Genomic DNA, 23,729 nt, shown 5'->3' with positions numbered 1-23,729 from the left:
GTTTCAGGCTGGTTCCTGCCCGGACGCAGTGGTTAACGTGCTGACTTACAAGTCGTTGTCTTCCCACTGTCCAACTTTTTTTGGTGGAGCTGGCGGGAGTTGAACCCGCGTCCGAAATTACTACACCGTCGGCACTACATGCTTAGTCAGTCTTTACATTCGCCGGCCAGCTGCGGACAGACACGCCACTGACAAACTAGCCTGATTAGATTTAGTGCTTCAACCCCAGGCAAGGCATCCACACGATCTCTTTTGGGTTTGACCTCTCTTGATCCCCGTCTTAAGAGCGGAAGCTAGGGAGAGAGGGCTTTAAAGCAGGTTATTAAGCTGCTAAAGCGTAGTTTTCGTCGTTTGCGACTATTTTTTTGCGGCTTTTTACGAGGCAAACCGCCCCTCGGCATGCTCCTAAGGCTTCACAATCCCGTCGAGTCCAGAATCAGCCCCAAGAAATTTCTATACTACAGAAAACAGACGTTGAAATCCAGCGCTTAACGCTTTGAATTCTTCATGATACGTGCTTTATCCATTTTCCATTCACGTTCTTTAACATCGTCACGTTTGTCATGTTCTTTCTTGCCGCGTGCCACGCCGATTTTCAGTTTGGCCCAGGCATTTTTCCAATACATTGATAGTGCAACCACGGTAAAACCTTCGCGGTTAACACGACCGTACAGCGAATCAAGTTCGCGCTGGTTCAGCAGCAGCTTACGATTGCGCGTGGGATCACACACCACGTGTGTTGAGGCAACGGCCAGCGGCTGGAAAGTCGAGCCGAACAGATAAGCTTCGCCATCGCGCAGCAGTATGTAGCTATCGCTGATGTTAGCCTTGCCGGCACGGAGTGATTTGACTTCCCATCCTTGTAACGACATACCCGCCTCAAACTCTTCTTCAATGAAGTATTCATGGCGTGCGCGTTTATTGAGGGCAATAGTGGCTGAACCGGGTTTGTTAGCTTTTTTCTTTGTCATAGTGCGGCGTAGTCTACATCACTCAGTTTATGGGCGCATCCCCTGTCCTGCAGGGCGGTAAAAAACACTCCATTTTAGCACACCAGGCAAAGCCGTGAATTTTTGTTTGGTGACCGAAAATGGTATTATTCAATGGTTTTGTGACGAACAGGAACCATTATGGCCCAGATTAGTCGTTCAGCGCTGGTCCCTTATAGCGCTGCGCAAATGTACCGTCTTGTGAATGATGTGGACGCATATCCTCAGTTTCTGCCGGGCTGCACGGGCAGCCGCGTGCTGGATAACAACGGAGATCAAATGACTGCGGCGGTTGATGTCTCGAAAGCGGGCATCAGTAAAACCTTCACCACCCGCAATACGTTGATCAGTAACCAGAGTATTTTAATGCAGCTGGTGGATGGCCCATTTCGAAAATTGACAGGCGGTTGGCACTTCACTTCATTAGGTGATGATGCTTGTAAAGTTGAGTTGAATCTCGATTTTGAATTTACCAATATGCTGGTTGAAATGGCATTTGGCCGTATCTTTAAAGAGCTTGCCAACAGCATGGTGCAGGCGTTCAGTCAGCGCGCGAAAGAGGTATATCGTGCCTGATATCAGCGTCGAGGTGGTTTACGCGTTGCCCGATAAGCAGTATTTGCGCTCGATAAAAGTGGCAGAGGGCACAACGGTTGAGCAAGCCATTAACGCATCGGGTTTGTTGTCGCTACGTAAGGATATTGACTTAAATAGCAACAAAGTTGGTATTTATAGTCGCCCTGTGAAGCCAGGCGATGTTGTGCAGGATGGGGATCGTATTGAAATCTATCGTCCACTGATCGCTGACCCTAAAGAATTGCGTCGTCAACGTGCAGAACGTTCCGCTGAGAAGAAATAGCTGAGATTAAAAACAAAAAAGGCGCCCAGGCGCCTTTTTTTATGGTGTTCACTTAGCCTTCGCTACCAGAGAGCTTTGGTTTGTTATCAATGTTGGTCAACGTACCATTGCTGTCGAAGGTCAAGGTCAGCGTCTGCTGTTTAACGCCTTCATGGCCTGGTTCCTGACGGAACACGTAATACCAAACGTTGCTGCCAAAGGGATCATGCATCATCGGCGTGCCAAGGGTATAGGCGACCTGCTGCTGCGTCATACCGTTATGAATCTTCGACACATCGTTGGCGACCAGGTAGTTCCCCTGATTGATATCCGGACGATACACAACGCGCTCAAGGGTGGAACATCCGGCGGTCATCATCAACATTACTACTGCCGCGGCAGTCAGCGTTTTACAGCGCATCTATACATTCCTTTTCTGGGGCCAAACGCCTTTCAGCAGGCTATTTTTCTGCCATCAAATTCTGAACTCTGCCTGCGGCAGGCTTTATCACTCGATCTTTATAACAGCCGATGATAATAAACCTTTTCGCTATTTGAAACCTCTACAGAGCAAGCATAAGACCACCAGTCGGAAAAAAAGTGCGTTATCAGGCGGCTAAAAGTTCTTTAGCGTTAGCCAGCGTGTTACGCGTGACTTCGCTTCCGCCCAGTAAACGGGCTAACTCTTGCAGGCGGGCACGTTTGTCCAGCGGCTGCATATGGGTTTCCGTCATCGCACCATCTGTTTCTTTGCTGACATAGAAGTGCTGATGGCCACAACCGGCAACCTGCGGCAGATGCGTTACACACATCACCTGCGTTGACTCGCCAAGCTGACGGAGCATTTGCCCCACGACAGCGGCGGTTGGGCCGCTGATGCCGACATCCACTTCATCGAAAATCATCGCTGGCGTTTCCATTTTCTGCGCGGTGATCACCTGAATCGCGAGAGCTATACGCGACAGTTCACCACCCGAAGCCACTTTACCTAGCGGCTGTAAGGGTTGGCCTGGGTTAGTGGTTACGCGAAAATCAATGCGCGTCGCGCCATCAGCGGTGAGTTGATCGGCATTGAACTCCAGCACAATGGCAAACTGGCCGTGCGGCATGGCTAAGGTGCGCATGCTTTGTGTGATCAGTTGGCTCAATTCCTGCGCCGAATGTTCACGCAGTTGATGCAGTTTTTCCGCACTGGCTAATGCTGCCTGATGATGGGCTACCACCTCAGACTGCAGAAGCTCCTGGTCGCTCTCTTGCTGCGACAGCTGCTCCGCTTCATCAAGCAATTGCTGGTAAAGAACGGGTAAGGCTTCAGGGGAAACGTGATGCTTACGCGAAAGGGCAATCTGTCGTGACAGACGTTGCTCCAGTTCATGCAGACGGTTGGGATCGAGATCCAGACGTTCACAATAATGGCGCAGTTCGTCGCTGGCTTCACTGAGTTGAATTGCCGCTTCTTCCAGCAGATTGAATACGCCGCTGACTTTATTATCCAACGTCAGCAGCTCACCCAGCATATTGCGAGCGCTATACAGCAGGCTTTGCAGATTCGTGTCATCACCATCGGCCAAGATTTGCAGCGCCTGCTGGCTGGTCGAAAGCAGTTGGCCGCTGTTTGCCAGGCGTTTGTACTCTTCATCAATCTGTTCAAATTCGCCTGACTGAGGGGCAAATTCATTGAGTTCTTTTAATTGATACTGCAGCAGCTCACGACGCGATTCGCGCTCTTGTGAAAGCTGCTGATGCTGCGCCAATGCCCGGCAGCTCTGATGCCAGCGCTGGTAATGCTGGCGCATCTCAGCCAGCACGCCATCATGGGCAGCGTACGCATCCAGCAGATGTTTTTGATGATCCGATTTCAGCAGCAGTTGATGGGCATGCTGGCCGTGAATTTGAATCAATAATTGACCCAATTCACGTAACTGCGACAACGGCACCGATGTACCATTAATAAAGCCACGCGACCGTCCGTCGGCACTAATCACGCGACGCAGCAGGCATTCGTTTCCTTCATCCAGCTGATTTTCTACCAGCCAGCGTTGCGCTGAGGGGGACGATTTCAACTGGAAGCGGGCGCAGATATCCGCGCGACTGGCACCCTGACGCACCATATCTGCTTCAGCGCGGCCGCCCAAACACAGACCCAGCGCATCGATTGCGATGGATTTACCTGCGCCGGTTTCTCCCGTGATCGCCGTCATACCACGATGAAAGTCGATCTCCAGTTCACGAACGATAGCAAAGTTACTGATGGTCAATTGTGCCAACATAGAATCACCTGTATGTAAAAACAGATATGGTTTTACATACAGTATAAACTGGTTTTTTATACAGTAAAGTGCTCAGCGGTGATTTTCAGAACAATTTTTTTGACCAGCCTAGCTTTGAACTTAACGTATTAAAATAGTTATAGTTTTTTGGATGGATGAGGTTCAAATGATTGGCGCTGCGACGAATGAGGACATCTTCACCTTCCTGGATTGGTAGGGCGATCTGGCTGTCGCAGCTGATCTCCAGATCGCTACGCAAAGATGAAAAGCGCAGGCGAATCGTACTGCTGCTATTGATCACCAGCGGACGCGCGGAGAGCGTATGCGGGAACATCGGCACCAGGGTAATCGCGTCCAGCGATGGCGTAAGAATAGGGCCGCCAGCCGAGAGCGAATAGGCTGTTGAGCCGGTTGGCGTAGAGATAATCAGTCCATCGGAGCGCTGTGAAAAAGCGAAAACCTCATCAATATAGACTTCAAATTCAATCATGTGCGCCACTTTACCGGGATGTAGCACGACCTCATTGATGGCGCTGCCAATTCGCGGTGAACACGCTTCCTTGCACACCTGCGCCTCCAGCAAGAAGCGGCTTTCAACGAAATAGTCGCCCTGCAACACATCATCAAGCTGCTGTTGTGCGTTGTCTGGATCGAGATCGGTGAGAAAACCGAGATTGCCACGGTTAATGCCGATGACTTTGATGTCATAGCGCGCCAATACGCGTGCCGCGCCGAGCATATTGCCATCACCACCAACAACCACGGCTAAATCGGCACGTTGGCCAATGTCCGCCAGGCTGCCGGTTTCGGCGTTTTTTAAATCCAGCTCGCGCGCAATCTGCTGCTCAACAATCACCTCATAGCCCTTCGCTGTTAGCCAGCGCCAGAGCATTTCATGGGTGGTTAACGCCGTAGGATGACGCGGATGACCGACAATCCCGATGCAGTTAAAGTGTTTGTTCATTTAGCGCGAGTTCCTTATAAGCCAAAACGGCCAGGCAATGTGATGGGTTTACTTGAAACCGTCAAACTGATCCCCATAATAAGCCAACCAGCGAGATGAATGTGCAAAACGCGGAGAAATTCATGAGTAGTAAAGAACAGAACACCCCAAACGAGCAAGTCTCAGAAGAAATTCAACAGGATCAGCAGCACGTGGACGCAGAGACAACCGCTGAGGTGGATCCTCGTGATGAACGTATCGCGCAACTGGAAGCTGAATTAGCACAGTCGCAGACCGGCGTGCGTGATGCACAGCTGCGTGCGCAAGCGGAGATCGAAAACATCCGCCGCCGTACCGAGATGGATGTAGAAAAGGCGCATAAGTTTGCCCTGGAAAAATTTGCCAACGAGCTGCTGCCAGTGATTGATAGCCTGGAGCGCGCGCTGGAAGTTGCAGACAAAGATAACGCCGAACTGGCTTCGATGATTGAAGGCATCGAGCTGACGCTGAAGTCGCTGCTGGGCGCGGTGCGTAAGTTTGGTGTAGAAGTGGTTGGCGATACTAACGTGCCGTTCAACCCGGAAATCCATCAGGCGATGTCAATGATGGAGTCTGACGATATGGCGCCAAACCATGTGCTGATGGTGATGCAGCGCGGTTACACCCTTAACGGCCGCCTGTTGCGTCCGGCGATGGTGGCAGTGACGAAAGCCAAAGGCTAATCCGTTACTGTAATGACAACGGCCGCTGAATGCGGCCGTTTGTTTTTCAGGGCAAAATTGGCATCCAGTCAATCGGCGTTTGACCTGATTGGCTTAGCAGCGCGTTAGCCTGAGAAAAGTGTTTACTACCAAAAAAGCCGCGATGTGCGGAGAGCGGAGAGGGATGTGGCGCCTTCAATACATGATGTCGCTGAGTATCGATGATGCTGCCTTTCTTCTGCGCGTGCGATCCCCACAGCAAGAAAATCACGCCTTCGCGATGTTGATTGATGGCGCTGATGACGTTATCCGTAAAGGTTTCCCAGCCAAAGCGCGCGTGTGAATGCGCCTTACTGGCTTCCACCGTCAACACGGTGTTCAACAACATCACGCCTTGCGTCGCCCAGCTTTCAAGAAAACCGTGCTGCGGACGAATAAAGCCGGGAATATCCTGCTCTAATTCTTTGTACATATTTAGCAGTGACGGCGGAATAGCCACGCCTGGCAGCACCGAAAAGGCCAATCCATGTGCCTGATTTGGGCCGTGGTAGGGATCTTGCCCTAAAATGACCACTTTGATATCGCCCAATTCAGTCAGGCGGAAGGCGTTAAATACATCCTTCTGCGGCGGATAAACCGTCACGCCCGCGGCGCGTTCATTGGCAACCGCTTTGAGCGTCTCAACGAAGTAAGGTTTCTCTTTCTCTTCAGCCAGCACGTCGTGCCAGGTTAGCTTCTCAGCCATCATTGACTCCCTGCAAAATTTTGCAACTAGCTTAACGTGTCATGCTCAACAGCAGAAGGGTAAAAATAATTTGAATAATTGCAGAAAAAGTTAATTGTTTAAATTGTTATGAATCAATTTGTTAGATTTAAACCGCTGATTGATGATTGGGCGAAATTGATACAGGTCAAAACAGCGGTCTTCTCGCGGTGATATACCAGAGCATTCGATAACGTCATTAACCTCGCCGTCCTGATGCGACGGCGTAATGCCCTGGAGGCCTTCTATGATTACCGGTATTCAAATTACTCAGGCAAACAATCCACAGCTATTGAATTCATTCTGGTTGCTGGATGATGATAAAGCCGAAGCGCGCTGCCTGTGCGCCAAAGGTGATTTCGTTGAAGATCAAATCGTTGCGATCAGCGATTTGGGTGAAATTGCCTATCGTGAAATTCCGCTGGAACAGAAACCGCAGGTGCGCATTGAAGGTGGCCAGCACCTGAACGTTAACGTACTGCGTCGTGAAACGCTGGAAGATGCGGTAAACCATCCAGAAAAATATCCGCAGTTGACCATCCGCGTTTCTGGTTATGCAGTTCGTTTCAACGCGCTGACGCCAGAACAGCAGCGTGATGTGATTACCCGTACGTTCACCGAAAGCCTGTAATTTTAGCGCTGACGAAAATACACACAGCAATACAAGCCGCGTGGAGGCCTATCGACGCGGCTTTTTTGCTTTTTAGGGGTTCAGTTCAGTGGACCGGATCGTAGTCTTAAAGTAATTCCACTGCGAAAGCAGTATTTCGCTACGCTTAAATAAAAAAATCGCCTCAAAAGAGGCGATTAAATGTAGTGAGTGCTGTTTTATTCCGCACCGGATTCTGACGCCTCGCTGCCGCTTGGCTTGCGGCGTTTACCGACATTTTTGGTATCGCGATGGCGTTTTTTCACGCGCGGTTTCTCTTCTTCTTTCTCTTTCTTCTCTTTACGCTTCGCCAGCGCCTTTTTCGACGGTTTTCCGGTTACTTTGGCACTTGGCGCGCGGCTTGCTGGACGCAGCTCTTCAATCACGCGCGCTTTCAACGGTTCGTTGATGTAACGGGTGATTTTGCCCAGCAGCACGTGATCGTGCGCTTCAACCAGAGAGATCGCGGTACCTTTACGGCCCGCACGCGCAGTACGACCGATACGATGCAGGTAGGTATCAGCGGTGCGCGGCAAATCGTAGTTAATGACGTGCGAAATATCGTCAATATCGATACCGCGCGCGGCAACATCAGTGGCGATCATCACCTTAACGCGGCCATCATTCATGCGTTTGATGGCTTCGTTACGGTTCACCTGCACCATTTCACCTTCAAGATAGCTCGTGCGAATACCGGCTTCGTGCAGCCAGGTAACCAGCTCATGCAGACGCTCACGTTTGCGTACAAACACGATAACGCGCGTTGCATCGGGCTGGTTCAGCAGGTGAATCAGCAGCTTGTTTTTATGCTCGAGGTCGTCGGCGCGGTAATACCATTGCTGAATCTTTTTACGTTCGCTTTTGCTTGGGTCGGCCTCAATGAAAACCGGCTCGTTCAGCAAGCGCTCGGCGAAGTCTTTAATGTGTTCGCCTTCCAGCGTCGCAGAGAACAGCAGCGTCTGTTTGCGCCAGCGGGTTTCTGCGGCGATGGTCTCGATATCCTGAGCGAAGCCCATGTCGAGCATGCGGTCAGCTTCATCAAGAATCAGCGTTTCGACGGCGCGGCAGTCGAAGTTCTCTTCTTTGATGTACTGCAGTAAGCGGCCGGTGGTCGCCACCACGATATCCTGGTTTTCGCTGAAGACTTCAGCATGGTTCATATACGCCACGCCGCCGGTGATAGTGGCGATATCAAGGTGCGTATGTTTAGCCAGTTCACGTGCGTGATCGGCAACCTGCATTGCCAGTTCACGCGTCGGGGTAACAATCAGAATGCGCGGTGGGCCTGACTTTTTGCGCGGAAAATCGAGCAAATGCTGTAAAGCGGGCAGCAAAAACGCTGCAGTTTTCCCCGTCCCGGTTGGAGCCGAACCCAGAACGTCACGGCCTTCCAGCGCGGCAGGAATGGTCTCGGCCTGAATAACAGTAGGGCGAGTGAAGCCTTTTTCCTGCAAAGCTTGTAGCAGGCTTTCGTCGAGTTCGAGTTCGGAGAATGTGGTTACGGTCATGGTCTACCTCAGTTTGGGGCGCTGATTATAGACAGAACGAATATAATCTTCATCTGTTTGTGTAGGTATTACAGGCGCAGGTGAATTCCCATCCCCACCACGTTACACTTCCGGCAGTAAAAAATTCAATGGTAGTTAAGCATGTCTCAGGACCAACCGCCGGTGCGGGCGACGTTAAGAAAAGATGGTTTTACCTTTAAGCAGTTTTTTGTAGCGCACGATCGCTGTGCGATGAAAGTCGGTACGGATGGCGTATTAATCGGTGCCTGGGCTCCGGTTGCGGGTGTGCGCCGCATTCTCGACATTGGCTGCGGTAGCGGGCTAATTGCGTTAATGCTGGCCCAACGCACGCCGCAACCGGTTGAAATTGATGCGGTTGAACTGGAAGCCAATGCGGCGAGCCAGGCGCAGGAAAATATGCAGGCCTCGCCGTGGGCGGATCGAATAACGGTCCATCATCAGGATATCGTGAGCTGGAGCGAGCAGTGTGAAAAGCGCTACTCACTGATCGTCAGTAATCCACCTTTCTTTGCGCCAGGGATGGCTTCCAGCAGCGCAGAGCGAGATGCCGCGCGCAGCACCACCACGCTCGATCATCGCACGCTGCTGCGCTGTGCCGCACAGCTGATCGAAGAAGAGGGCCTGTTTTGCGTGGTGCTGCCCGCTGAGGCGGGTGAAACGCTGATTTCGCTGGCGCAGGCGGATGGATGGCATCTGCGTTATCGTTACGACGTTGCCGCTTATGCCCAGCGTCCGCCGAATCGCCTGGTGCTGGGCTTTTCACCCACCGCTGGCGAAACGTTGCTGGAACGTCTTGCCATTCGTAATGAAGATAAAAGCTATTCGGTAGATTGGCTCAGCCTGGTCAAAGCGTTCTACCTATTCCGCTAACTTTTAGGCTGCAGGATGGTGGGTAACGCGTCGGCAAGGAGCTCGGGATTGTCGAGGGTGAAGTGCAGCCCGCGGCTCTCTTTGCGCTCCAGCGCGCAGCGCACCATCAGCTCGGCTACCTGTACCAGATTGCGCAGTTCCAGCAGATTGTTAGAGAGGCGGAAGTGAGCGTAGTACTCATCGATCTCCTGCTGCAGCAAATTGATACGCCGTAGCGCGCGCTCCAGACGTTTGGTGGTGCGCACAATGCCCATGTAATCCCACATAAAGAGCCGCAGCTCATGCCAGTTGTGCTGGATAACAACCCGTTCATCTGCATCATCTACGCGGCTCTCATCCCATGCAGGCAAATGTTCGACTGCGGTGACATCGGGTAGGCTAGCGATCATGTCTTCAGCCGCTGACCATCCATAAACCAGGCACTCCAGTAGCGAATTTGATGCCATCCGATTCGCGCCATGCAAACCGGTGTAGCTGACTTCGCCAATGGCATACAGCCCGTCAACGTCGGTACGGCCCTGTTGATCGACCATCACGCCGCCGCAGGTGTAGTGTGCTGCGGGTACGATGGGAATCGGATCTTTGGTGAGATCGAGGCCAAACGTCAGCAGCTTTTCATAGATCATCGGGAAGTGCGCACGCACAAAACTCTCCGGCTGATGGCTGATGTCGAGATACATGCAATCAACGCCCAGGCGTTTCATCTCGTGATCGATGGCTCGGGCCACGACGTCGCGCGGGGCCAGCTCGGCGCGTTGATCAAAATCTGGCATAAAGCGCGTGCCGTCGGGACGCAACAGCCAGGCACCTTCACCGCGTAATGCTTCGGTTAACAGGAAGTTCTGCGCCTGCGGATGGAATAAACAGGTGGGATGGAATTGATTGAATTCCAGATTGGCCACGCGGCAGCCGGCGCGCCATGCCATGGCAATACCATCGCCCGATGCGACATCGGGGTTGGTGGTGTACTGATACACTTTCGCCGCACCGCCTGTCGCTAGCACCACGGCGCGCGCGCGACAGGTTTCTACCTGTTCACGATTGCGGTTCCAGATCCACGCGCCCACTACGCGACGTTTCCCTGGCAGGCCGAGTTTATCGGAGAGGATCAAATCCACCGCATTAGTGCGTTCAATAATACGGATATTGGGATGGCTAAGCGCCTGGCTTACCAACGTGGTTTCCACCGCGCGACCGGTGGCATCAGCACTGTGCAGAATGCGACGATGACTGTGGCCGCCTTCACGCGTGAGGTGGTAACGTGCTTCCCCATCACCGTGCGGTTCTTTGTCAAAGGCTACGCCATTGTCAATCAGCCATTGCACGCAATGACGCGCGTTGCTGGCAATAAAGTTTACGGTGTCGCGATCGCACAAGCCTGCACCGGCAATCAGCGTATCTTCCACATGCGATTCAATGCTGTCGGTTTCATCAAATACTGCCGCGATTCCGCCTTGGGCATACAGGGTTGAACCCTCATTGACCTGGGCTTTGCTCAGCACGGTAACCTGATAATGCGGTGCCAGGCGTAATGCTAATGACAAACCTGCGGCACCGCTTCCGACGATAAGCACATCACACTGATATTCAGGGAGCGTAGTCATAATGTTTAATTTACTAAACAAAAGGTGGCTTGAGCATAAGCCCGGATGCGGTTGCTGTGAAGTATTTTGAACAAGATGCGTGGAAAAATTATCCAGCAAAGAGAGATTGTAACGCGATATCAGTGAGTTAAGTTTAAAAATAAACAGAACGTGTTTTTTATATCAAACACTCTGAAAATTCAGGTAATAAAGATGAAAATGCAGGCGTCATAAGGTACTCTGCCAGCGATTATCGGTGCCGCAAAAGACACCGCCAGCGTGGCAAGTCGCTACACTGAAAGACAATCAACAACAATGATGTCGTGGTTCCGATACGGAAAAATTCTGGTCGTAGTGAACTTCAGGCCAACAGATCACTCTAAGCGCATGCTTGCTCAGAACAATGAGATGTGCTGGCAGTTCACTTACGCATAAAAAAGTTTTGGGGAGACATTACCTCGGATGAGCGAGCAGTTAACGGATCAGGTTCTCGTTGAGCGGGTTCAGAAGGGAGATCAAAAGTCCTTTAATCTACTGGTGATTCGTTACCAGCATAAAGTGGCGAGCCTGGTTTCACGCTATGTTCCTTCAGGCGATGTGCCTGACGTGGTTCAGGAATCTTTTATTAAAGCGTATCGCGCACTGGAATCATTCCGTGGCGACAGCGCCTTTTATACATGGCTGTACCGCATTGCGGTTAACACAGCGAAAAATTATCTGGTTGCTCAGGGGCGACGTCCACCATCCAGCGATGTGGATGCGATTGACGCGGAAAATTTTGAAAGTGCAGGCGCACTGAAAGAAATTTCGAACCCTGAGAACTTAATGTTGTCTGAGGAACTGAAACAAATCGTCTTTCGCACCATTGAGGCGCTTCCCGAAGATCTTCGTATGGCTATTACCCTCAGGGAATTGGATGGCCTAAGTTACGAAGAGATTGCCGTCATCATGGATTGTCCGGTTGGTACCGTACGTTCGCGTATCTTCCGAGCACGAGAGGCTATTGATAATAAAGTTCAACCGCTTATCCAACGTCAGTGATAACGGCTACTGGAAGGGTACCAAAGCATGCAGAAAGAAAAACTTTCCGCTTTAATGGATGGTGAAACTTTAGATAACGAAGTGTTGGCATCGTTGTCCAGGGATACGGATCTTCAGCAAAGCTGGGAAAGCTACCACCTCATCCGCGACACCTTGCGAGGTGATATCGGAGAAGTGCTGCATTTTGATATCTCCGCACGCGTGGCTGCGGCCATCGAAAACGAGCCAGCGCGCAAAGTGACTCCGCTGATCCCTGAAGCGCAGCCTGAGCCGTCTCGTTATGAGAAGATGCCGTTTTGGCGCCGCGGTGGGAGCTGGGCTGCTCAACTGACTCAGGTTGGTGTGGCGGCTTGCGTATCACTGGCAGTCATCGTTGGTGTTCAGCATTTCAACAGTTCTCCAACGGGCAGTGCTACTGAAGCCTCTGATTCGCCAGCGTTTAATACGCTGCCAATGATGGGTAAAGCATCGCCAGTTAGCTTGGGCGTGCCTTCAGAAGCATTTGATACCAACAGCTCTAACCAGCAGGTGCAGGAACAGCGTCGTCGCGTGAATGCCATGCTGCAGGATTATGAGTTGCAACGTCGTCTGCATGCCGATCAGGTTCAGTTTGAAAAGAACGATCCGCAACAGGCTCAGGCTAATGTTCCCGGAAATCAGTCGTTAGGAACTCAGCAGCAGTAATGAAGCAGCTTTGGTGTGCCGTTAGCCTGCTGGCAGGCAGCCTGTTTTGCTCATCTATCGCCTCGGCGCAGACCTCTGCGTCCGGGGCGTTGTTGCAACAGATGGAGCAGGCAAGCCAGAACCTCAACTACGAATTTGCCTACATCAATGTCTCGCGCCTTGGCATTGAATCTCTGCGTTATCGTCACGCGGTTATCGACAATCGTATCTTCGCCCAACTCTTGCAGATGGATGGGCCGCGCCGTGAAGTCATCCAGCGTGGTAATGACATCAGCTATTTCGAGCCAGGATTGGATCCTTTCTCTCTGCCGGGCAATCACATTATTGATGCGCTACCTGGGTTAATGTTCGCGGACTTCTCCCGTTTGGGTGAGGCCTACGATTTCATCCCGGTGGGGCGCTCGCGCATGGCCGATCAGCTGTGTGAAGTGGTGCGCATCGTGTCACGTGATGGTACGCGCTACAGCTATGTGGTGTGGCTGGATGTCGATACCAAATTGCCGCTGCGGATCGATCTGCTGGATCGTGATGGCGAAACGCTGGAGCAGTTCCGCGTGATCAGTTTTGCCGTCGATGAAGGCGTACGTAATTTGATGCAGGGGCTGGAAAAGGCCAACTTGCCGCCTTCGCTATCGTTACCGGCTGGTGACAAAGTTGAACTCAGTTGGCAGCCAAACTGGCTTCCGGCGGGCATGAAGCTGATTTCACAAAGCCGACGTGATATTCCGTCGATGAACAAAACCGTTGAATCTCGTCTGTATAGCGATGGCTTATTTAGTTTTGCCATCAATATCACCCCTGCCGATAAAAGCAGTAGCGTGCAAGCATTGCGCACTGGGCGTCGTACGGTGCAGACAGAAGTGCGCGATAATCGTGAAATTACGGTGGTGGGTGAATTACCGCCCGCCACTGCCAAACGTATTGCGGACAGTATAGATTCGGGTGCACAAAAATGATGAGAGAATGGGCCACCGTTGTGGCGTGGAAAGAAGGTGTTGCCACGCTGCACACGGAAGCAAAAACCTCGTGTAATAGCTGCTCAGCACGCAAAGGCTGTGGCAGCCACGCACTTAATCAGCTGGGCCCTAAAAACGCACACGTGATGACAATCGCCAGCGCTGAGCCGCTCCAACCGGGTCAGCGTATTGAGTTGGGCATCCGTGAAAGTAGCCTTTTGGGTTCAGCGTTGCTGGTTTACATGACGCCGCTGTTTGGCCTGTTTTTAGTTGCAGGGATTTTTCAGATGCTGTTCCACAGCGATTTAGCGGCGGCCTGTGGCGCGCTGTTGGGCGGAATCGGTGGCTTTATTGTCGCTAAAGGTGTTTCTAACTTATTTGGCGATCGCGAGGCTTTTCAGCCCGTGATTCTCAGCGTTGCGTTACCTCCTGATGCACTGCGTGTGGAAAACGAAGCTTGATCCCCATCAGGCCGCGTCTAGTGCGGCCTTTTTCGTTCTGCTTAATCTCTGAATTCTGTTGCGATTCCCCACAGTTCCATTCTTTAACGCGCGACGTTAACAGTGTAATATGCGTCGTCATTAATGAGGCCGACAAGGTTTCGGGGAAAGCTCCCTTTCCTGAAAGTGTCTGTGCTCAAGTTTTCCACTGATTTTTTACGTGAAGATATTCATATAAATGAAGCACATACGAAATTTCTCCATCATCGCTCACATTGACCACGGCAAATCAACGCTCTCTGACCGTTTGATTCAAATTTGTGGTGGCCTGAGCGATCGTGAGATGGCTGCGCAAGTTCTTGACTCAATGGATTTGGAACGTGAGCGCGGCATTACCATTAAAGCGCAGAGCGTAACGCTCGATTACAAAGCGCTGAACGGTGAAACTTACCAGCTCAATTTTATCGATACTCCGGGTCACGTTGACTTCTCCTATGAAGTATCCCGTTCGCTGGCGGCGTGTGAAGGAGCATTGCTGGTGGTCGATGCAGGACAGGGCGTTGAAGCACAGACGCTGGCAAACTGCTACACCGCAATGGAAATGGATCTGGAAGTGGTACCGGTACTGAACAAAATCGACCTGCCTGCGGCCGATCCTGAGCGTGTGGCGGAAGAGATTGAAGATATCGTCGGCATCGATGCGACCGACGCGGTGCGCTGCTCGGCGAAAACTGGCATCGGCGTGCCCGATGTGTTGGAACGTTTGGTGCGCGATATTCCGCCGCCAGAAGGCGATCCAGAAGGTCCTTTACAGGCGCTGATCATCGACTCATGGTTCGATAACTATCTTGGTGTGGTGTCGCTGATTCGCATTAAGAACGGCACGCTGCGCAAAGGCGACAAAGTGAAGGTCATGAGCTCTGGCCAAAGCTATAACGCTGACCGCTTAGGTATCTTCACGCCAAAACGTGTTGATCGCAACGAGTTGAACTGCGGTGAAGTAGGCTGGTTGGTGTGCGCGATTAAAGACATCCTCGGCGCGCCAGTGGGCGATACGCTGACCTTGCAGCGCAATCCGGCGGAAAAAGTGTTGCCGGGCTTCAAAAAAGTGAAGCCACAGGTTTACGCTGGCCTGTTCCCAATCAGTTCCGACGACTATGAAGCATTCCGTGATGCGCTGGGCAAACTGAGTCTGAACGATGCGTCACTATTCTACGAGCCAGAGAGCTCAACCGCGCTGGGCTTCGGTTTCCGCATCGGCTTCCTCGGTCTGTTGCACATGGAGATCATTCAGGAACGTCTGGAGCGCGAGTACGATCTCGATCTGATCACCACCGCGCCAACCGTAGTGTATGAAGTGGAAACCACCGACGGTCAAACGATTTACGTCGACAGCCCGTCGAAATTGCCACCGCTGAATAACATTGCCGAACTGCGCGAGCCGATTGCTGAGTGTCATATGCTGCTGCCGCAGGAGTTCCTTGGCAACGTCATTACGCTGTGCATCGAAAAACGTGGCGTGCAAACCAACATGGTTTACCACGGCAAGCAGGTCGCGCTGACGTACGAAATTCCGATGGCTGAAGTGGTACTCGATTTCTTCGACCGTCTGAAATCAACGTCACGCGGTTATGCGTCGCTGGATTATAACTTCAAACGTTTCCAAACCTCTGACATGGTGCGTGTCGACGTGATGATTAACTCAGAACGTGTTGATGCGCTGGCGCTGATTACTCACCGTGATAACTCGCAATATCGTGGCCGCGATCTGGTGGAGAAGATGAAAGATCTGATCCCTCGTCAGCAGTTTGATATTGCGATTCAGGCGGCAATCGGCAACCACATTATCGCTCGCTCAACGGTCAAGCAGCTGCGTAAAAACGTCCTGGCGAAATGCTATGGCGGTGACGTTAGCCGTAAGAAGAAACTGTTGCAGAAGCAGAAAGACGGTAAGAAGCGAATGAAGCAGGTCGGCAACGTTGAGCTGCCGCAGGAAGCATTCCTTGCCATTCTGCATGTCGGTAAAGACAGCAAATAAGGATTTTTAATGGCTAACATGTTCGCCCTGGTTTTAGTGATCGCCACGCTGGTCACTGGCATTATCTGGTGTATCGATCGCTTTAAATGGGCTCCGGCTCGTCGTGCTAAACAAGCTGCGGCACAAGCGCAGGCAGGCAACGCGCTCGACAGTAAAACGTTGGCGAAAGTCGCAGCGCAACCGGGTTGGGTTGAAACTACGGCATCGGTATTCCCGGTGCTGGCAGTGGTGTTGATCGTGCGTTCATTTATTTTTGAGCCGTTCCAGATTCCATCAGGTTCAATGATGCCAACGCTGCTGATTGGCGACTTCATCCTCGTAGAGAAGTTTGCCTACGGTATTAAAGATCCGATTGCGCAAAATACGCTGATCCCTACCGGTCATCCGCAGCGTGGTGATGTCGCGGTCTTCAAATACCCGAAAGATCCAAGCGTCGATTACATCAAGCGCGTGATTGGTTTGCCGGGCGACAAAGTGGTGTTTGATCCGTACAGCAAAACCCTGACTATCAATCCGGGTTGCAGCAGCGGCAATTGCGACACGGCACTGCCGGTGACGTACACTAACGTTGAGCCAAGCAACTTCATTCAGACCTTCAGCGGTTTCGATGGTAATGAAACCGGCAACGGCTTCTTCGAAGCACCGCAGGGCGAAACCATGAAGGGCGGCCTGCGTCTCGGCACGCGTAAAGAGACATTGGGCAACGTAACGCACGATATCTTGTTAGTAAACGAAGCGCAGAGTCAGGCAAGCATGTATTATCAGCAGCCGGGTCAGCCGCAATCGACCTGGATTGTGCCGGAAGGGCAGTATTTCATGATGGGTGATAACCGTGATAACAGCGCCGACAGCCGCTACTGGGGCTTTGTGCCCGAGAAGAATCTGGTCGGCAAAGCGGTTGCTATCTGGATGAGCTTCGAGAAACAAGAAGGACAGTGGCCGACCGGCGTGCGCTTTAGCCGCATTGGTGGGATTCACTAATTAGCTTTAAAAAAAGGTTGGCCTTCCGTAAGGGAGGCCAGTGCACACGAAACAGAACAGGTTGGTACGCAGCCCTGTTTCGTATGCAGAGTGACAGACGCACAGAACAACTGGAATCGCATGAACCCCATCGTCATTAACAAGCTGCAGCGCAAACTGGGCTACACTTTTACTCATCCGGATTTATTGCAGCAGGCATTGACGCACCGTAGTGCCAGCAGTAAACACAATGAACGTCTTGAATTCCTTGGCGATTCTATTCTCAGCTACGTGATCGCTAATGCGCTTTATCACCGCTTTCCGCGCGTCGATGAAGGCGATATGAGCCGCATGCGTGCCACGCTGGTGCGCGGCAATACGTTGGCAGAGATGGCGCGTGAATTTGACCTCGGCGAATGTTTACGTCTTGGTCCGGGCGAGCTGAAAAGCGGCGGTTTCCGTCGGGAATCGATTCTCGCGGATACCGTTGAGGCGCTGATTGGCGGCATTTTCCTTGATAGCAGCATTCAGACCGTCGAAAAGCTGATTCTTGATTGGTATCACTCGCGTCTGGAGCAGATCAGCCCAGGCGATAAGCAAAAAGATCCGAAAACGCGCCTGCAAGAGTATTTGCAAGGGCGTCACCTGCCGCTGCCCTCGTATCTGGTGGTACAGGTGCGTGGCGAAGCCCACGATCAGGAATTCACCATTCACTGTCAGGTGAGTGGTATGGCAGAACCGGTGGTGGGCATTGGTTCCAGCCGCCGTAAAGCCGAGCAAGCTGCCGCCGAACAGGCATTAATTAAGCTTGGCCTCGAATAAATAAGTCACATCGCAGCGTCGAAAGCGGCGCTGCCCAAGTCAGGACTCGAATGAGCGAACTCGAAACATATAGCGGCTTTGTCGCGATTGTAGGCCGACCAAACGTCGGTAAATCCACTTTACTGAACCAGTTGCTGGGGCAGAAGGTGTCGATCACTTCACGCAAGCCGCAAACCACGCGTCACCGCATTATGGGCATCCACACCGAAGGCGCTTATCAGGCGATCTACGTGGATACGCCAGGGCTGCACATGGAAGAGAAGCGGGCGATCAACCGCTTGATGAACCGTGCAGCCAGCAGCTCCATCGGAGATGTTGAGCTGGTGATCTTTGTGGTTGAAGGCACGCGCTGGACGCCAGATGACGAGATGGTGCTTAACAAGCTGCGTGATAACAAAGTTCCTGTGGTATTGGCGATCAATAAAGTCGATAACATTCAGGATAAGAGCATTCTATTGCCCCATCTGCAGTTCCTCAGCCAGCAGATGAACTTCCTTGAAATCGTACCGATCTCTGCGGAAAGCGGCAAAAACGTTGACGCTATTGCAGCGATTGCGCGCAAATGCCTGCCAAAATCTGAGCATCATTTCCCGGAAGATTACGTCACCGACCGATCGCAGCGTTTTATGGCATCTGAGATCATCCGTGAAAAATTGATGCGCTTCCTTGGCGCTGAGCTGCCTTATTCCGTCACCGTAGAAATTGAGCAGTTTGTCTCTAACGATCGCGGCGGCTATGACATCAATGGCCTGATCCTCGTTGAGCGCGAAGGCCAGAAGAAGATGGTGATCGGCAATAAAGGCGCCAAGATCAAAACCATCGGCATTGAATCGCGTAAAGACATGGAAGAGATGTTTGAGGCGAAAGTGCATCTTGAACTGTGGGTTAAAGTGAAATCTGGCTGGGCGGACGATGAACGTGCGCTGCGCAGCTTAGGTTACTCTGACGAAGGTTAATCGATGGAAGGCTGGCAACGCGCCTTTGTGCTGCATAGTCGCCCTTATAGCGAAACCAGCCTGCTCCTCGATCTGTTCAGCGAAAGCGAAGGGCGCGTCCGCGTCCTTGCCAAAGGCGCCCGTTCGCGCCGCTCTCAATTAAAAGGCGCGCTGCAACCCTTCACGCCACTGCTGGTGCGCTGGGGCGGCCGCGGCGACGTCAAAACGCTGCGCAACGCCGAAGCCGTTTCACTGGCATTACCGCTGAGCGGCATCACGCTCTACTGCGGGCTGTACGTTAATGAACTGCTTTCGCGCGTGCTGGAGCAGCAAATTCCCTTCTCTGACATGTTCTTCGATTATCTTCATTGCATCCAAACGCTGGCGGCAGGCAACGGCTCGCCTGAACCGGCGCTACGCCGCTTTGAGCTGGCGCTACTGGGACATCTTGGTTACGGCGTGGATTTCCTGCACTGCGCCGGCAGCGGCGAAGAGATCGCCGATGAGATGACCTACAGCTATCGTGAAGAGAAAGGGTTTATTGCCAGTTTGGTGGTGAACCAGCGTAGCTTTACCGGCCGTCAACTGCGGGCAATATGGGAACGTGATTTTCCGGATGCTGATAGCCTGCGCGCTGCTAAACGCTTTACGCGCATGGCACTGAAGCCCTATCTTGGTGGTAAACCGCTGAAGAGTCAGGAGCTGTTTCGCCAGTTTGTGCCAAAAAAGAAACCCGATGTGGCAAACGACTAGCGCTGGTTCTACCGCCTGATATATTCAGCACGGTACACTGCAAACACACTGAACACATTTAAGGATTGTCATGGCTGAGTTGCTGTTAGGCGTCAACATTGACCACATTGCTACCGTGCGCAATGCGCGTGGCACAAACTATCCCGATCCGGTGCAGGCCGCGTTTGTTGCCGAGCAGGCCGGTGCCGACGGCATTACCGTGCATCTGCGTGAAGATCGTCGCCACATTACCGACCGCGACGTGCGCATTCTGCGTGATACCATTCAGACGCGCATGAATCTGGAGATGGCGGTCACGGACGAGATGATCGACATCGCCTGCGAAATCAAACCACACTTCGTTTGTCTGGTGCCGGAAAAGCGTCAGGAAGTCACCACCGAAGGTGGGCTGGATGTGGCTGGCCAGCAGGATAAAATCAATGCGGCGGTGCGTTTGCTAAGTGAAGCGGGGATTTTGGTGTCGCTGTTTATCGATGCCGATCATCGCCAGATTGAAGCCGCCGTTGCCAGTGGCGCGCCCTATATTGAAATTCACACCGGCGCGTACGCCGAAGCGGCAGAAGGACTCGAGCGCCAGGCTGAGCTGTCGCGTATCCGAAAAGCCGCTACCTTCGCGGCCAGCCTTGGCCTGAAAGTGAATGCCGGCCACGGTTTGACCTACCATAACGTACAGCCGATTGCTGAACTGCCTGAGATGCATGAGCTGAATATCGGTCACGCAATCATTGGTCGCGCGCTGTTTAGCGGTTTGGCGGATGCGGTTACTGAGATGAAACAACTGATGCGGGAAGCGCGTCGCTAATGGCGATTCTCGGACTTGGCAGCGACATCGTAGAGATCGAGCGTATCGCGGGCGTGATTGAGCGTTCCGGCGATCGCCTGGCGCGCCGCGTATTGAGCGAAGCCGAGTGGCAGCAATATCAGGCGCACCAGCAGCCGGTGCGTTTTCTTGCCAAGCGTTTTGCGGTAAAAGAAGCGGCCGCGAAAGCGTTCGGTACCGGCATTCGCGGTGGCCTGGCGTTCAATCAGTTTGAAGTGTACAACGACGCGCTGGGCAAGCCGGGGTTACGTTTCTTTGAACAGGCTAAAGTGATTGCCAGCCAGCTCGGCGTACAGCACGTGCATGTGACGTTAGCGGATGAACGCCATTACGCTTGCGCGACGGTAATTATCGAGAACTAAGGGTGCAACACCACAAACTTCTCCCACAGCATCTCACGACTTTCCGGGTGCTGTGGATCCGCAATAATGGTGTTATCAATCGGGCAGACGCTTTGGCAGGTCGGCACATCATAATGGCCCACGCATTCGGTGCAGCGGTCAACATCAATCTCATAGATCGCGTCGCCTAAGCTGATTGCCTGATTTGGGCATTCAGGTTCGCACATATCGCAGTTGATGCATTTTGTGGTGATGAGTAAAGCCATGGCTGCTGTCGAAGTATTGAAAGTAGCCGCGCACTTTATCACAAAAGGTGTGACTTTTGATCGCTGGTTTACTGCTTTAAATCAATCAATGTTGAAATAAAACAGTAATGCCAAGGTCAGAGTATGGTTTCATCTGAGGCAATATTACAAAGTGTTAATTTGGGTGGAGGTCTCCTGGTAGGTAGATTATAAATATGCACTTATTAAATGCATCTTGTCTTTTTACCCAATGGAACAGCAGGCTTCAATTGTTGCAGATTATTGGTTGTTAACAACGCTTGATTATCTTACGTATCATAGGATGAATAAATATAAAAACCATGAGCGTAATAAGCCTGTTAATGACTTGACGGAAAAATATAGATCAATTTTAAGGTGCTTCCCATAATGAATAAACGCCTTTTTTTACCGATGCTTTTTTTACTCAGTGGATGCGTTGGCGATAGGCTGAGCTATCATCTAAAAGGTGATGCCTTTATAGGACGAAATCAGCTTTGCATAAAAACTGTTCCTGAAGATCAATTAGAGTATTACATGTTGAGTTCTTCTGAAAATAATTATGCTAAACCATTAGTCGTTAAAGATGACGTTGAAACGAAACGACTAAATACTTGCATTCCATTTGTCCTTAAAGAGCATGAGAGTTACGAGTTAATTTATGTGTTAAATGGTGGTAAATATCGCCTCGAATTTAAAACTGATGCACATTTCAACGTAATAAAAACATATAGCAAGTCCTGAAATTTCAATGTGTCGCATAATCAAAAGGCCGTTGAGCGGCCTTTAAAATTGTTACACCAGCTTTTTCACCAACGCTTCGCTGTGGCGAATATGGCTGGACGCGCGTTCAGGATCGTTTTGTACTAGCGCCATAAACAGCAGATCGGTCAGCGCCAGTTGTGCGCTGGTGGATGATATCGCCGCGCTACGCGTACTTTGCTCTTCGGCCACGGTATACAGGCAAATGGTTGCACACTGCTGTAACGCATTTGGCGTGAAGCCGGTGAAGGCCAGCACATCGGCGCCTACCTGTGCCGCTTCCTGCGCCGCCAAATTGATTTCACGCCGTTCGCCGGTATAGGAAATTGCCAATAACACATCGCCGGGTGCCATTGCCTGCACACTGGCCAGCAGCGCATGCATATCCTGTTCAGCCACCGCATTGATGCCGATTTTCATCAGCTTCCACGAGAAATCTTTTGCCACCAAACCGGATGCGCCAATACCAACCAGTAAAATACGATTGGCATTTTTCAACAGCTGCAACGTTTGCATCAGCTTTTCTTCGCTGTTGATATCCAGCGTGGCGCGGATCGCGGAGATCTTCTCGGTGAGCAGTTTCTCGCCCACCACTTTAAGCGGATCGTCGCTAAGAATATGATTGTGTACCGTAATCGCATCACGGTCGGCCATCGATTCGCTCAGCGCCAGCTTCAGCGCCGGAAATCCTTTATAGCCCAGCTTTTGCGCAAATTTCACCACGCTGGACTGGCTAACGCCGGCTTCTTCCGCCAGCTTTTGCGAACTCAGATGCCGTGCCCGATCCGGCTGCGACAGCAAAAAATCCGCCAATCGACGCTCATTTAGCGCCAGTCGAGGATAAAGTTGGCGAATTCGCAGCAATGAACTCATGGTTAGATCCTTAATTCAGCTTTCCAGATAGCGCGGAGCGCTTTGCACTTATGGTGCTGGCAGGCTTCGGCCAGATAACAACGCGCGGGCAAAGAGAATAAACTATTCAGCTGGCATTGTAGTCATTGGAATTAAAAATAGCAGTTTTCGCCCCGAACGCTGAAGCTGGCTACACTGTAGTGCAGAAACCGCGAAGGATAGAAAAGGAGTGTTGTTTGACAAAAGGTACGCAACGACGCGTGGTGTTTTTCGATCTGGACGGCACGCTGCATCAGCAAGATATGTTTGGCACCTTTATGCGCTACCTGCTGCGACGTCAGCCGATCAATGTGCTGTTGGTGGTGCCGTTGTTACCGGTGATTGGGCTCGGTATGCTGATCAAAGGTCGCGCGGCGCGCTGGCCGATGAGTTTACTGCTATGGGCGATTACTTTTGGCCACAGTGAAACGCGCCTGCGTCAGCGTGAAGCCGAATTTGCTGACTGGTTCCGCGAACGCGTGACCGCCTTTCCGGTGGTGCAACAGCGACTTACCGATTATCTCAGCAGCAATGATGCCGATGTCTGGCTGATTACCGGTTCTCCGCAGTCGCTGGTAGAAAAAGTCTATTTTGATTCAGCGTTCCTGCCGCGCGTGCAACTTATCGCCAGCCAGATGAAACCGGGCCGCGGTGGACGTTTGTTGGCCATGCGTTGCCTGGGGCACGAAAAGGTGGCGCAGCTGGAGGAGAAAATCGGCACGCCTCTTCAGCTGTATAGTGGCTACAGCGACAGCAAGCAGGACAACCCGCTGCTGTTCTTCTGTCAGCATCGCTGGCGCGTTACGCCGCGCGGCGAGCTGCAACAGCTGGAATAACGCTTCGATTCCGGCAGTAGCATCGCTATAATGCGCCGCCTTTGATGCCCGC

At 51.9% G+C, this 23,729-nt stretch carries 27 protein-coding genes and 1 other RNA gene; 18 read left to right on the top strand and 10 right to left on the bottom strand.

What is annotated here, in order from left to right:
• Positions 1-81: 81 nt before the first annotated feature.
• Both ssrA and smpB read right to left on the bottom strand, forming a co-directional pair.
• Positions 82-444: a transfer-messenger RNA gene (gene ssrA / locus ACIP6T_RS10865) on the bottom strand.
• Between the two features lie 44 nt (positions 445-488).
• On the bottom strand, positions 489-971 hold the full coding sequence (gene smpB, locus ACIP6T_RS10860; protein ID WP_097096384.1) for an SsrA-binding protein SmpB: 483 nt from the start codon (positions 969-971) through the stop codon (positions 489-491).
• Positions 972-1,130: 159 nt separating this feature from the next.
• On the opposite strand from smpB, the gene ACIP6T_RS10855 reads away from it, so the two are divergent.
• Together ACIP6T_RS10855 and ACIP6T_RS10850 are read left to right on the top strand one after the other, a co-directional pair.
• Positions 1,131-1,565 (top strand): type II toxin-antitoxin system RatA family toxin, encoded by a 435-nt coding sequence (locus ACIP6T_RS10855; protein WP_097096385.1) that lies wholly within the window; start codon positions 1,131-1,133, stop codon positions 1,563-1,565.
• Complete coding sequence (locus ACIP6T_RS10850) at positions 1,558-1,848, top strand: RnfH family protein (RefSeq protein ID WP_097096386.1); 291 nt, start codon at positions 1,558-1,560, stop codon at positions 1,846-1,848. The genes ACIP6T_RS10855 and ACIP6T_RS10850 overlap by 8 nt, the downstream gene beginning before the upstream one ends.
• A 52-nt stretch (positions 1,849-1,900) precedes the next feature.
• Here ACIP6T_RS10850 and bamE read toward each other — a convergent pair whose 3' ends face one another.
• From bamE to nadK, 3 genes are all read right to left on the bottom strand, one after another.
• The gene (gene bamE, locus ACIP6T_RS10845; protein ID WP_097096387.1) at positions 1,901-2,248 is read right to left on the bottom strand and encodes an outer membrane protein assembly factor BamE; all 348 of its coding nucleotides are present in this window, start codon (positions 2,246-2,248) and stop codon (positions 1,901-1,903) included.
• A 187-nt stretch (positions 2,249-2,435) separates the two neighbouring features.
• On the bottom strand, positions 2,436-4,097 hold the full coding sequence (recN, locus tag ACIP6T_RS10840) for a DNA repair protein RecN (RefSeq protein WP_345828685.1): 1,662 nt from the start codon (positions 4,095-4,097) through the stop codon (positions 2,436-2,438).
• Between the two features lie 85 nt (positions 4,098-4,182).
• Entirely contained in the window at positions 4,183-5,061 is an 879-nt protein-coding gene (gene nadK, locus ACIP6T_RS10835) for an NAD(+) kinase (RefSeq protein ID WP_097096389.1), read from the bottom strand.
• A gap of 122 nt (positions 5,062-5,183) precedes the next feature.
• Here nadK and grpE point away from each other — a divergent pair, with 122 nt between their 5' ends.
• Entirely contained in the window at positions 5,184-5,762 is a 579-nt protein-coding gene (gene grpE, locus ACIP6T_RS10830) for a nucleotide exchange factor GrpE (protein ID WP_097097663.1), read from the top strand.
• A 46-nt stretch (positions 5,763-5,808) separates the two neighbouring features.
• Here the strand turns inward: grpE and ung are convergent, their stop codons facing one another.
• Positions 5,809-6,486, bottom strand: a complete 678-nt coding sequence (gene ung, locus ACIP6T_RS10825; RefSeq protein ID WP_345828688.1) for a uracil-DNA glycosylase — start codon at positions 6,484-6,486, stop codon at positions 5,809-5,811.
• A gap of 265 nt (positions 6,487-6,751) precedes the next feature.
• Here ung and grcA point away from each other — a divergent pair, with 265 nt between their 5' ends.
• A complete protein-coding gene (gene grcA / locus ACIP6T_RS10820) occupies positions 6,752-7,135 on the top strand; it encodes an autonomous glycyl radical cofactor GrcA (RefSeq protein ID WP_097096391.1) in 384 nt (127 codons plus the stop codon).
• 197 nt (positions 7,136-7,332) lie between these two features.
• On the opposite strand, the gene srmB is transcribed toward grcA, so the two are convergent.
• On the bottom strand, positions 7,333-8,661 hold the full coding sequence (gene srmB, locus ACIP6T_RS10815) for an ATP-dependent RNA helicase SrmB (protein WP_400456857.1): 1,329 nt from the start codon (positions 8,659-8,661) through the stop codon (positions 7,333-7,335).
• A 141-nt stretch (positions 8,662-8,802) separates the two neighbouring features.
• Between srmB and ACIP6T_RS10810 the strand changes: the two genes are divergently transcribed.
• On the top strand, positions 8,803-9,552 hold the full coding sequence (locus ACIP6T_RS10810) for a tRNA1(Val) (adenine(37)-N6)-methyltransferase (protein ID WP_400456855.1): 750 nt from the start codon (positions 8,803-8,805) through the stop codon (positions 9,550-9,552).
• Here the strand turns inward: ACIP6T_RS10810 and nadB are convergent.
• Complete coding sequence (gene nadB, locus ACIP6T_RS10805; protein ID WP_097096394.1) at positions 9,549-11,156, bottom strand: L-aspartate oxidase; 1,608 nt, start codon at positions 11,154-11,156, stop codon at positions 9,549-9,551. The genes ACIP6T_RS10810 and nadB overlap by 4 nt on opposite strands.
• Positions 11,157-11,597: 441 nt before the next feature.
• Between nadB and rpoE the strand changes: the two genes are divergently transcribed.
• The 11 genes from rpoE to acpS all read left to right on the top strand — a co-directional run bounded on the left by rpoE (position 11,598) and on the right by acpS (position 20,946).
• On the top strand, positions 11,598-12,176 hold the full coding sequence (gene rpoE / locus ACIP6T_RS10800) for an RNA polymerase sigma factor RpoE (protein WP_007886161.1): 579 nt from the start codon (positions 11,598-11,600) through the stop codon (positions 12,174-12,176).
• Between the two features lie 27 nt (positions 12,177-12,203).
• A complete protein-coding gene (gene rseA / locus ACIP6T_RS10795; RefSeq protein WP_400456851.1) occupies positions 12,204-12,860 on the top strand; it encodes an anti-sigma-E factor RseA in 657 nt (218 codons plus the stop codon).
• Positions 12,860-13,816: a sigma-E factor regulatory protein RseB gene (rseB, locus tag ACIP6T_RS10790; RefSeq protein WP_097096396.1), complete on the top strand. Its 957-nt coding sequence runs from the start codon at positions 12,860-12,862 to the stop codon at positions 13,814-13,816. The genes rseA and rseB overlap by 1 nt, the downstream gene beginning before the upstream one ends.
• The gene (rseC, locus tag ACIP6T_RS10785) at positions 13,813-14,277 is read left to right on the top strand and encodes a SoxR-reducing system protein RseC (protein WP_097096397.1); all 465 of its coding nucleotides are present in this window, start codon (positions 13,813-13,815) and stop codon (positions 14,275-14,277) included. The genes rseB and rseC overlap by 4 nt, the downstream gene beginning before the upstream one ends.
• A gap of 217 nt (positions 14,278-14,494) precedes the next feature.
• On the top strand, positions 14,495-16,294 hold the full coding sequence (gene lepA / locus ACIP6T_RS10780) for a translation elongation factor 4 (protein ID WP_097096398.1): 1,800 nt from the start codon (positions 14,495-14,497) through the stop codon (positions 16,292-16,294).
• A 9-nt stretch (positions 16,295-16,303) separates the two neighbouring features.
• Complete coding sequence (gene lepB, locus ACIP6T_RS10775; protein WP_097096399.1) at positions 16,304-17,275, top strand: signal peptidase I; 972 nt, start codon at positions 16,304-16,306, stop codon at positions 17,273-17,275.
• Between the two features lie 120 nt (positions 17,276-17,395).
• Positions 17,396-18,076 carry a ribonuclease III gene (rnc, locus tag ACIP6T_RS10770; protein ID WP_036620136.1) on the top strand — a complete coding sequence of 227 codons (681 nt, stop codon included), beginning with the start codon at positions 17,396-17,398 and terminating at the stop codon, positions 18,074-18,076.
• Positions 18,077-18,126: 50 nt separating this feature from the next.
• Positions 18,127-19,032, top strand: a complete 906-nt coding sequence (gene era, locus ACIP6T_RS10765; RefSeq protein WP_008101512.1) for a GTPase Era — start codon at positions 18,127-18,129, stop codon at positions 19,030-19,032.
• Between the two features lie 3 nt (positions 19,033-19,035).
• Complete coding sequence (gene recO / locus ACIP6T_RS10760) at positions 19,036-19,764, top strand: DNA repair protein RecO (protein ID WP_097096400.1); 729 nt, start codon at positions 19,036-19,038, stop codon at positions 19,762-19,764.
• Between the two features lie 70 nt (positions 19,765-19,834).
• Positions 19,835-20,566 (top strand): pyridoxine 5'-phosphate synthase, encoded by a 732-nt coding sequence (gene pdxJ / locus ACIP6T_RS10755; protein ID WP_400456846.1) that lies wholly within the window; start codon positions 19,835-19,837, stop codon positions 20,564-20,566.
• A complete protein-coding gene (gene acpS, locus ACIP6T_RS10750; RefSeq protein WP_007886180.1) occupies positions 20,566-20,946 on the top strand; it encodes a holo-ACP synthase in 381 nt (126 codons plus the stop codon). The genes pdxJ and acpS overlap by 1 nt, the downstream gene beginning before the upstream one ends.
• On the opposite strand, the gene ACIP6T_RS10745 is transcribed toward acpS, so the two are convergent.
• Entirely contained in the window at positions 20,943-21,191 is a 249-nt protein-coding gene (locus tag ACIP6T_RS10745; protein ID WP_345828705.1) for a YfhL family 4Fe-4S dicluster ferredoxin, read from the bottom strand. The two genes, acpS and ACIP6T_RS10745, sit on opposite strands and share 4 nt — an antisense overlap.
• A 387-nt stretch (positions 21,192-21,578) precedes the next feature.
• Between ACIP6T_RS10745 and ACIP6T_RS10740 the strand changes: the two genes are divergently transcribed.
• On the top strand, positions 21,579-21,932 hold the full coding sequence (locus tag ACIP6T_RS10740; protein ID WP_345828706.1) for a putative T6SS immunity periplasmic lipoprotein: 354 nt from the start codon (positions 21,579-21,581) through the stop codon (positions 21,930-21,932).
• A gap of 51 nt (positions 21,933-21,983) precedes the next feature.
• Here ACIP6T_RS10740 and ACIP6T_RS10735 read toward each other — a convergent pair whose 3' ends face one another.
• Positions 21,984-22,823, bottom strand: a complete 840-nt coding sequence (locus ACIP6T_RS10735) for a MurR/RpiR family transcriptional regulator (RefSeq protein ID WP_097096403.1) — start codon at positions 22,821-22,823, stop codon at positions 21,984-21,986.
• Positions 22,824-23,038: 215 nt separating this feature from the next.
• Here ACIP6T_RS10735 and yfhb point away from each other — a divergent pair, with 215 nt between their 5' ends.
• The gene (gene yfhb / locus ACIP6T_RS10730) at positions 23,039-23,677 is read left to right on the top strand and encodes a phosphatidylglycerophosphatase C (RefSeq protein WP_097096404.1); all 639 of its coding nucleotides are present in this window, start codon (positions 23,039-23,041) and stop codon (positions 23,675-23,677) included.
• Positions 23,678-23,729 lie beyond the last annotated feature (52 nt).

Origin of the sequence: Pantoea sp. NPDC088449, assembly GCF_044753225.1 — a bacterium.
Classification (GTDB): Bacteria; Pseudomonadota; Gammaproteobacteria; order Enterobacterales; family Enterobacteriaceae; genus Pantoea; species Pantoea floridensis.
The sequence above is the reverse complement of the archived record's forward strand: the minus strand, read 5'-3'. Positions and strand labels throughout refer to the sequence as shown.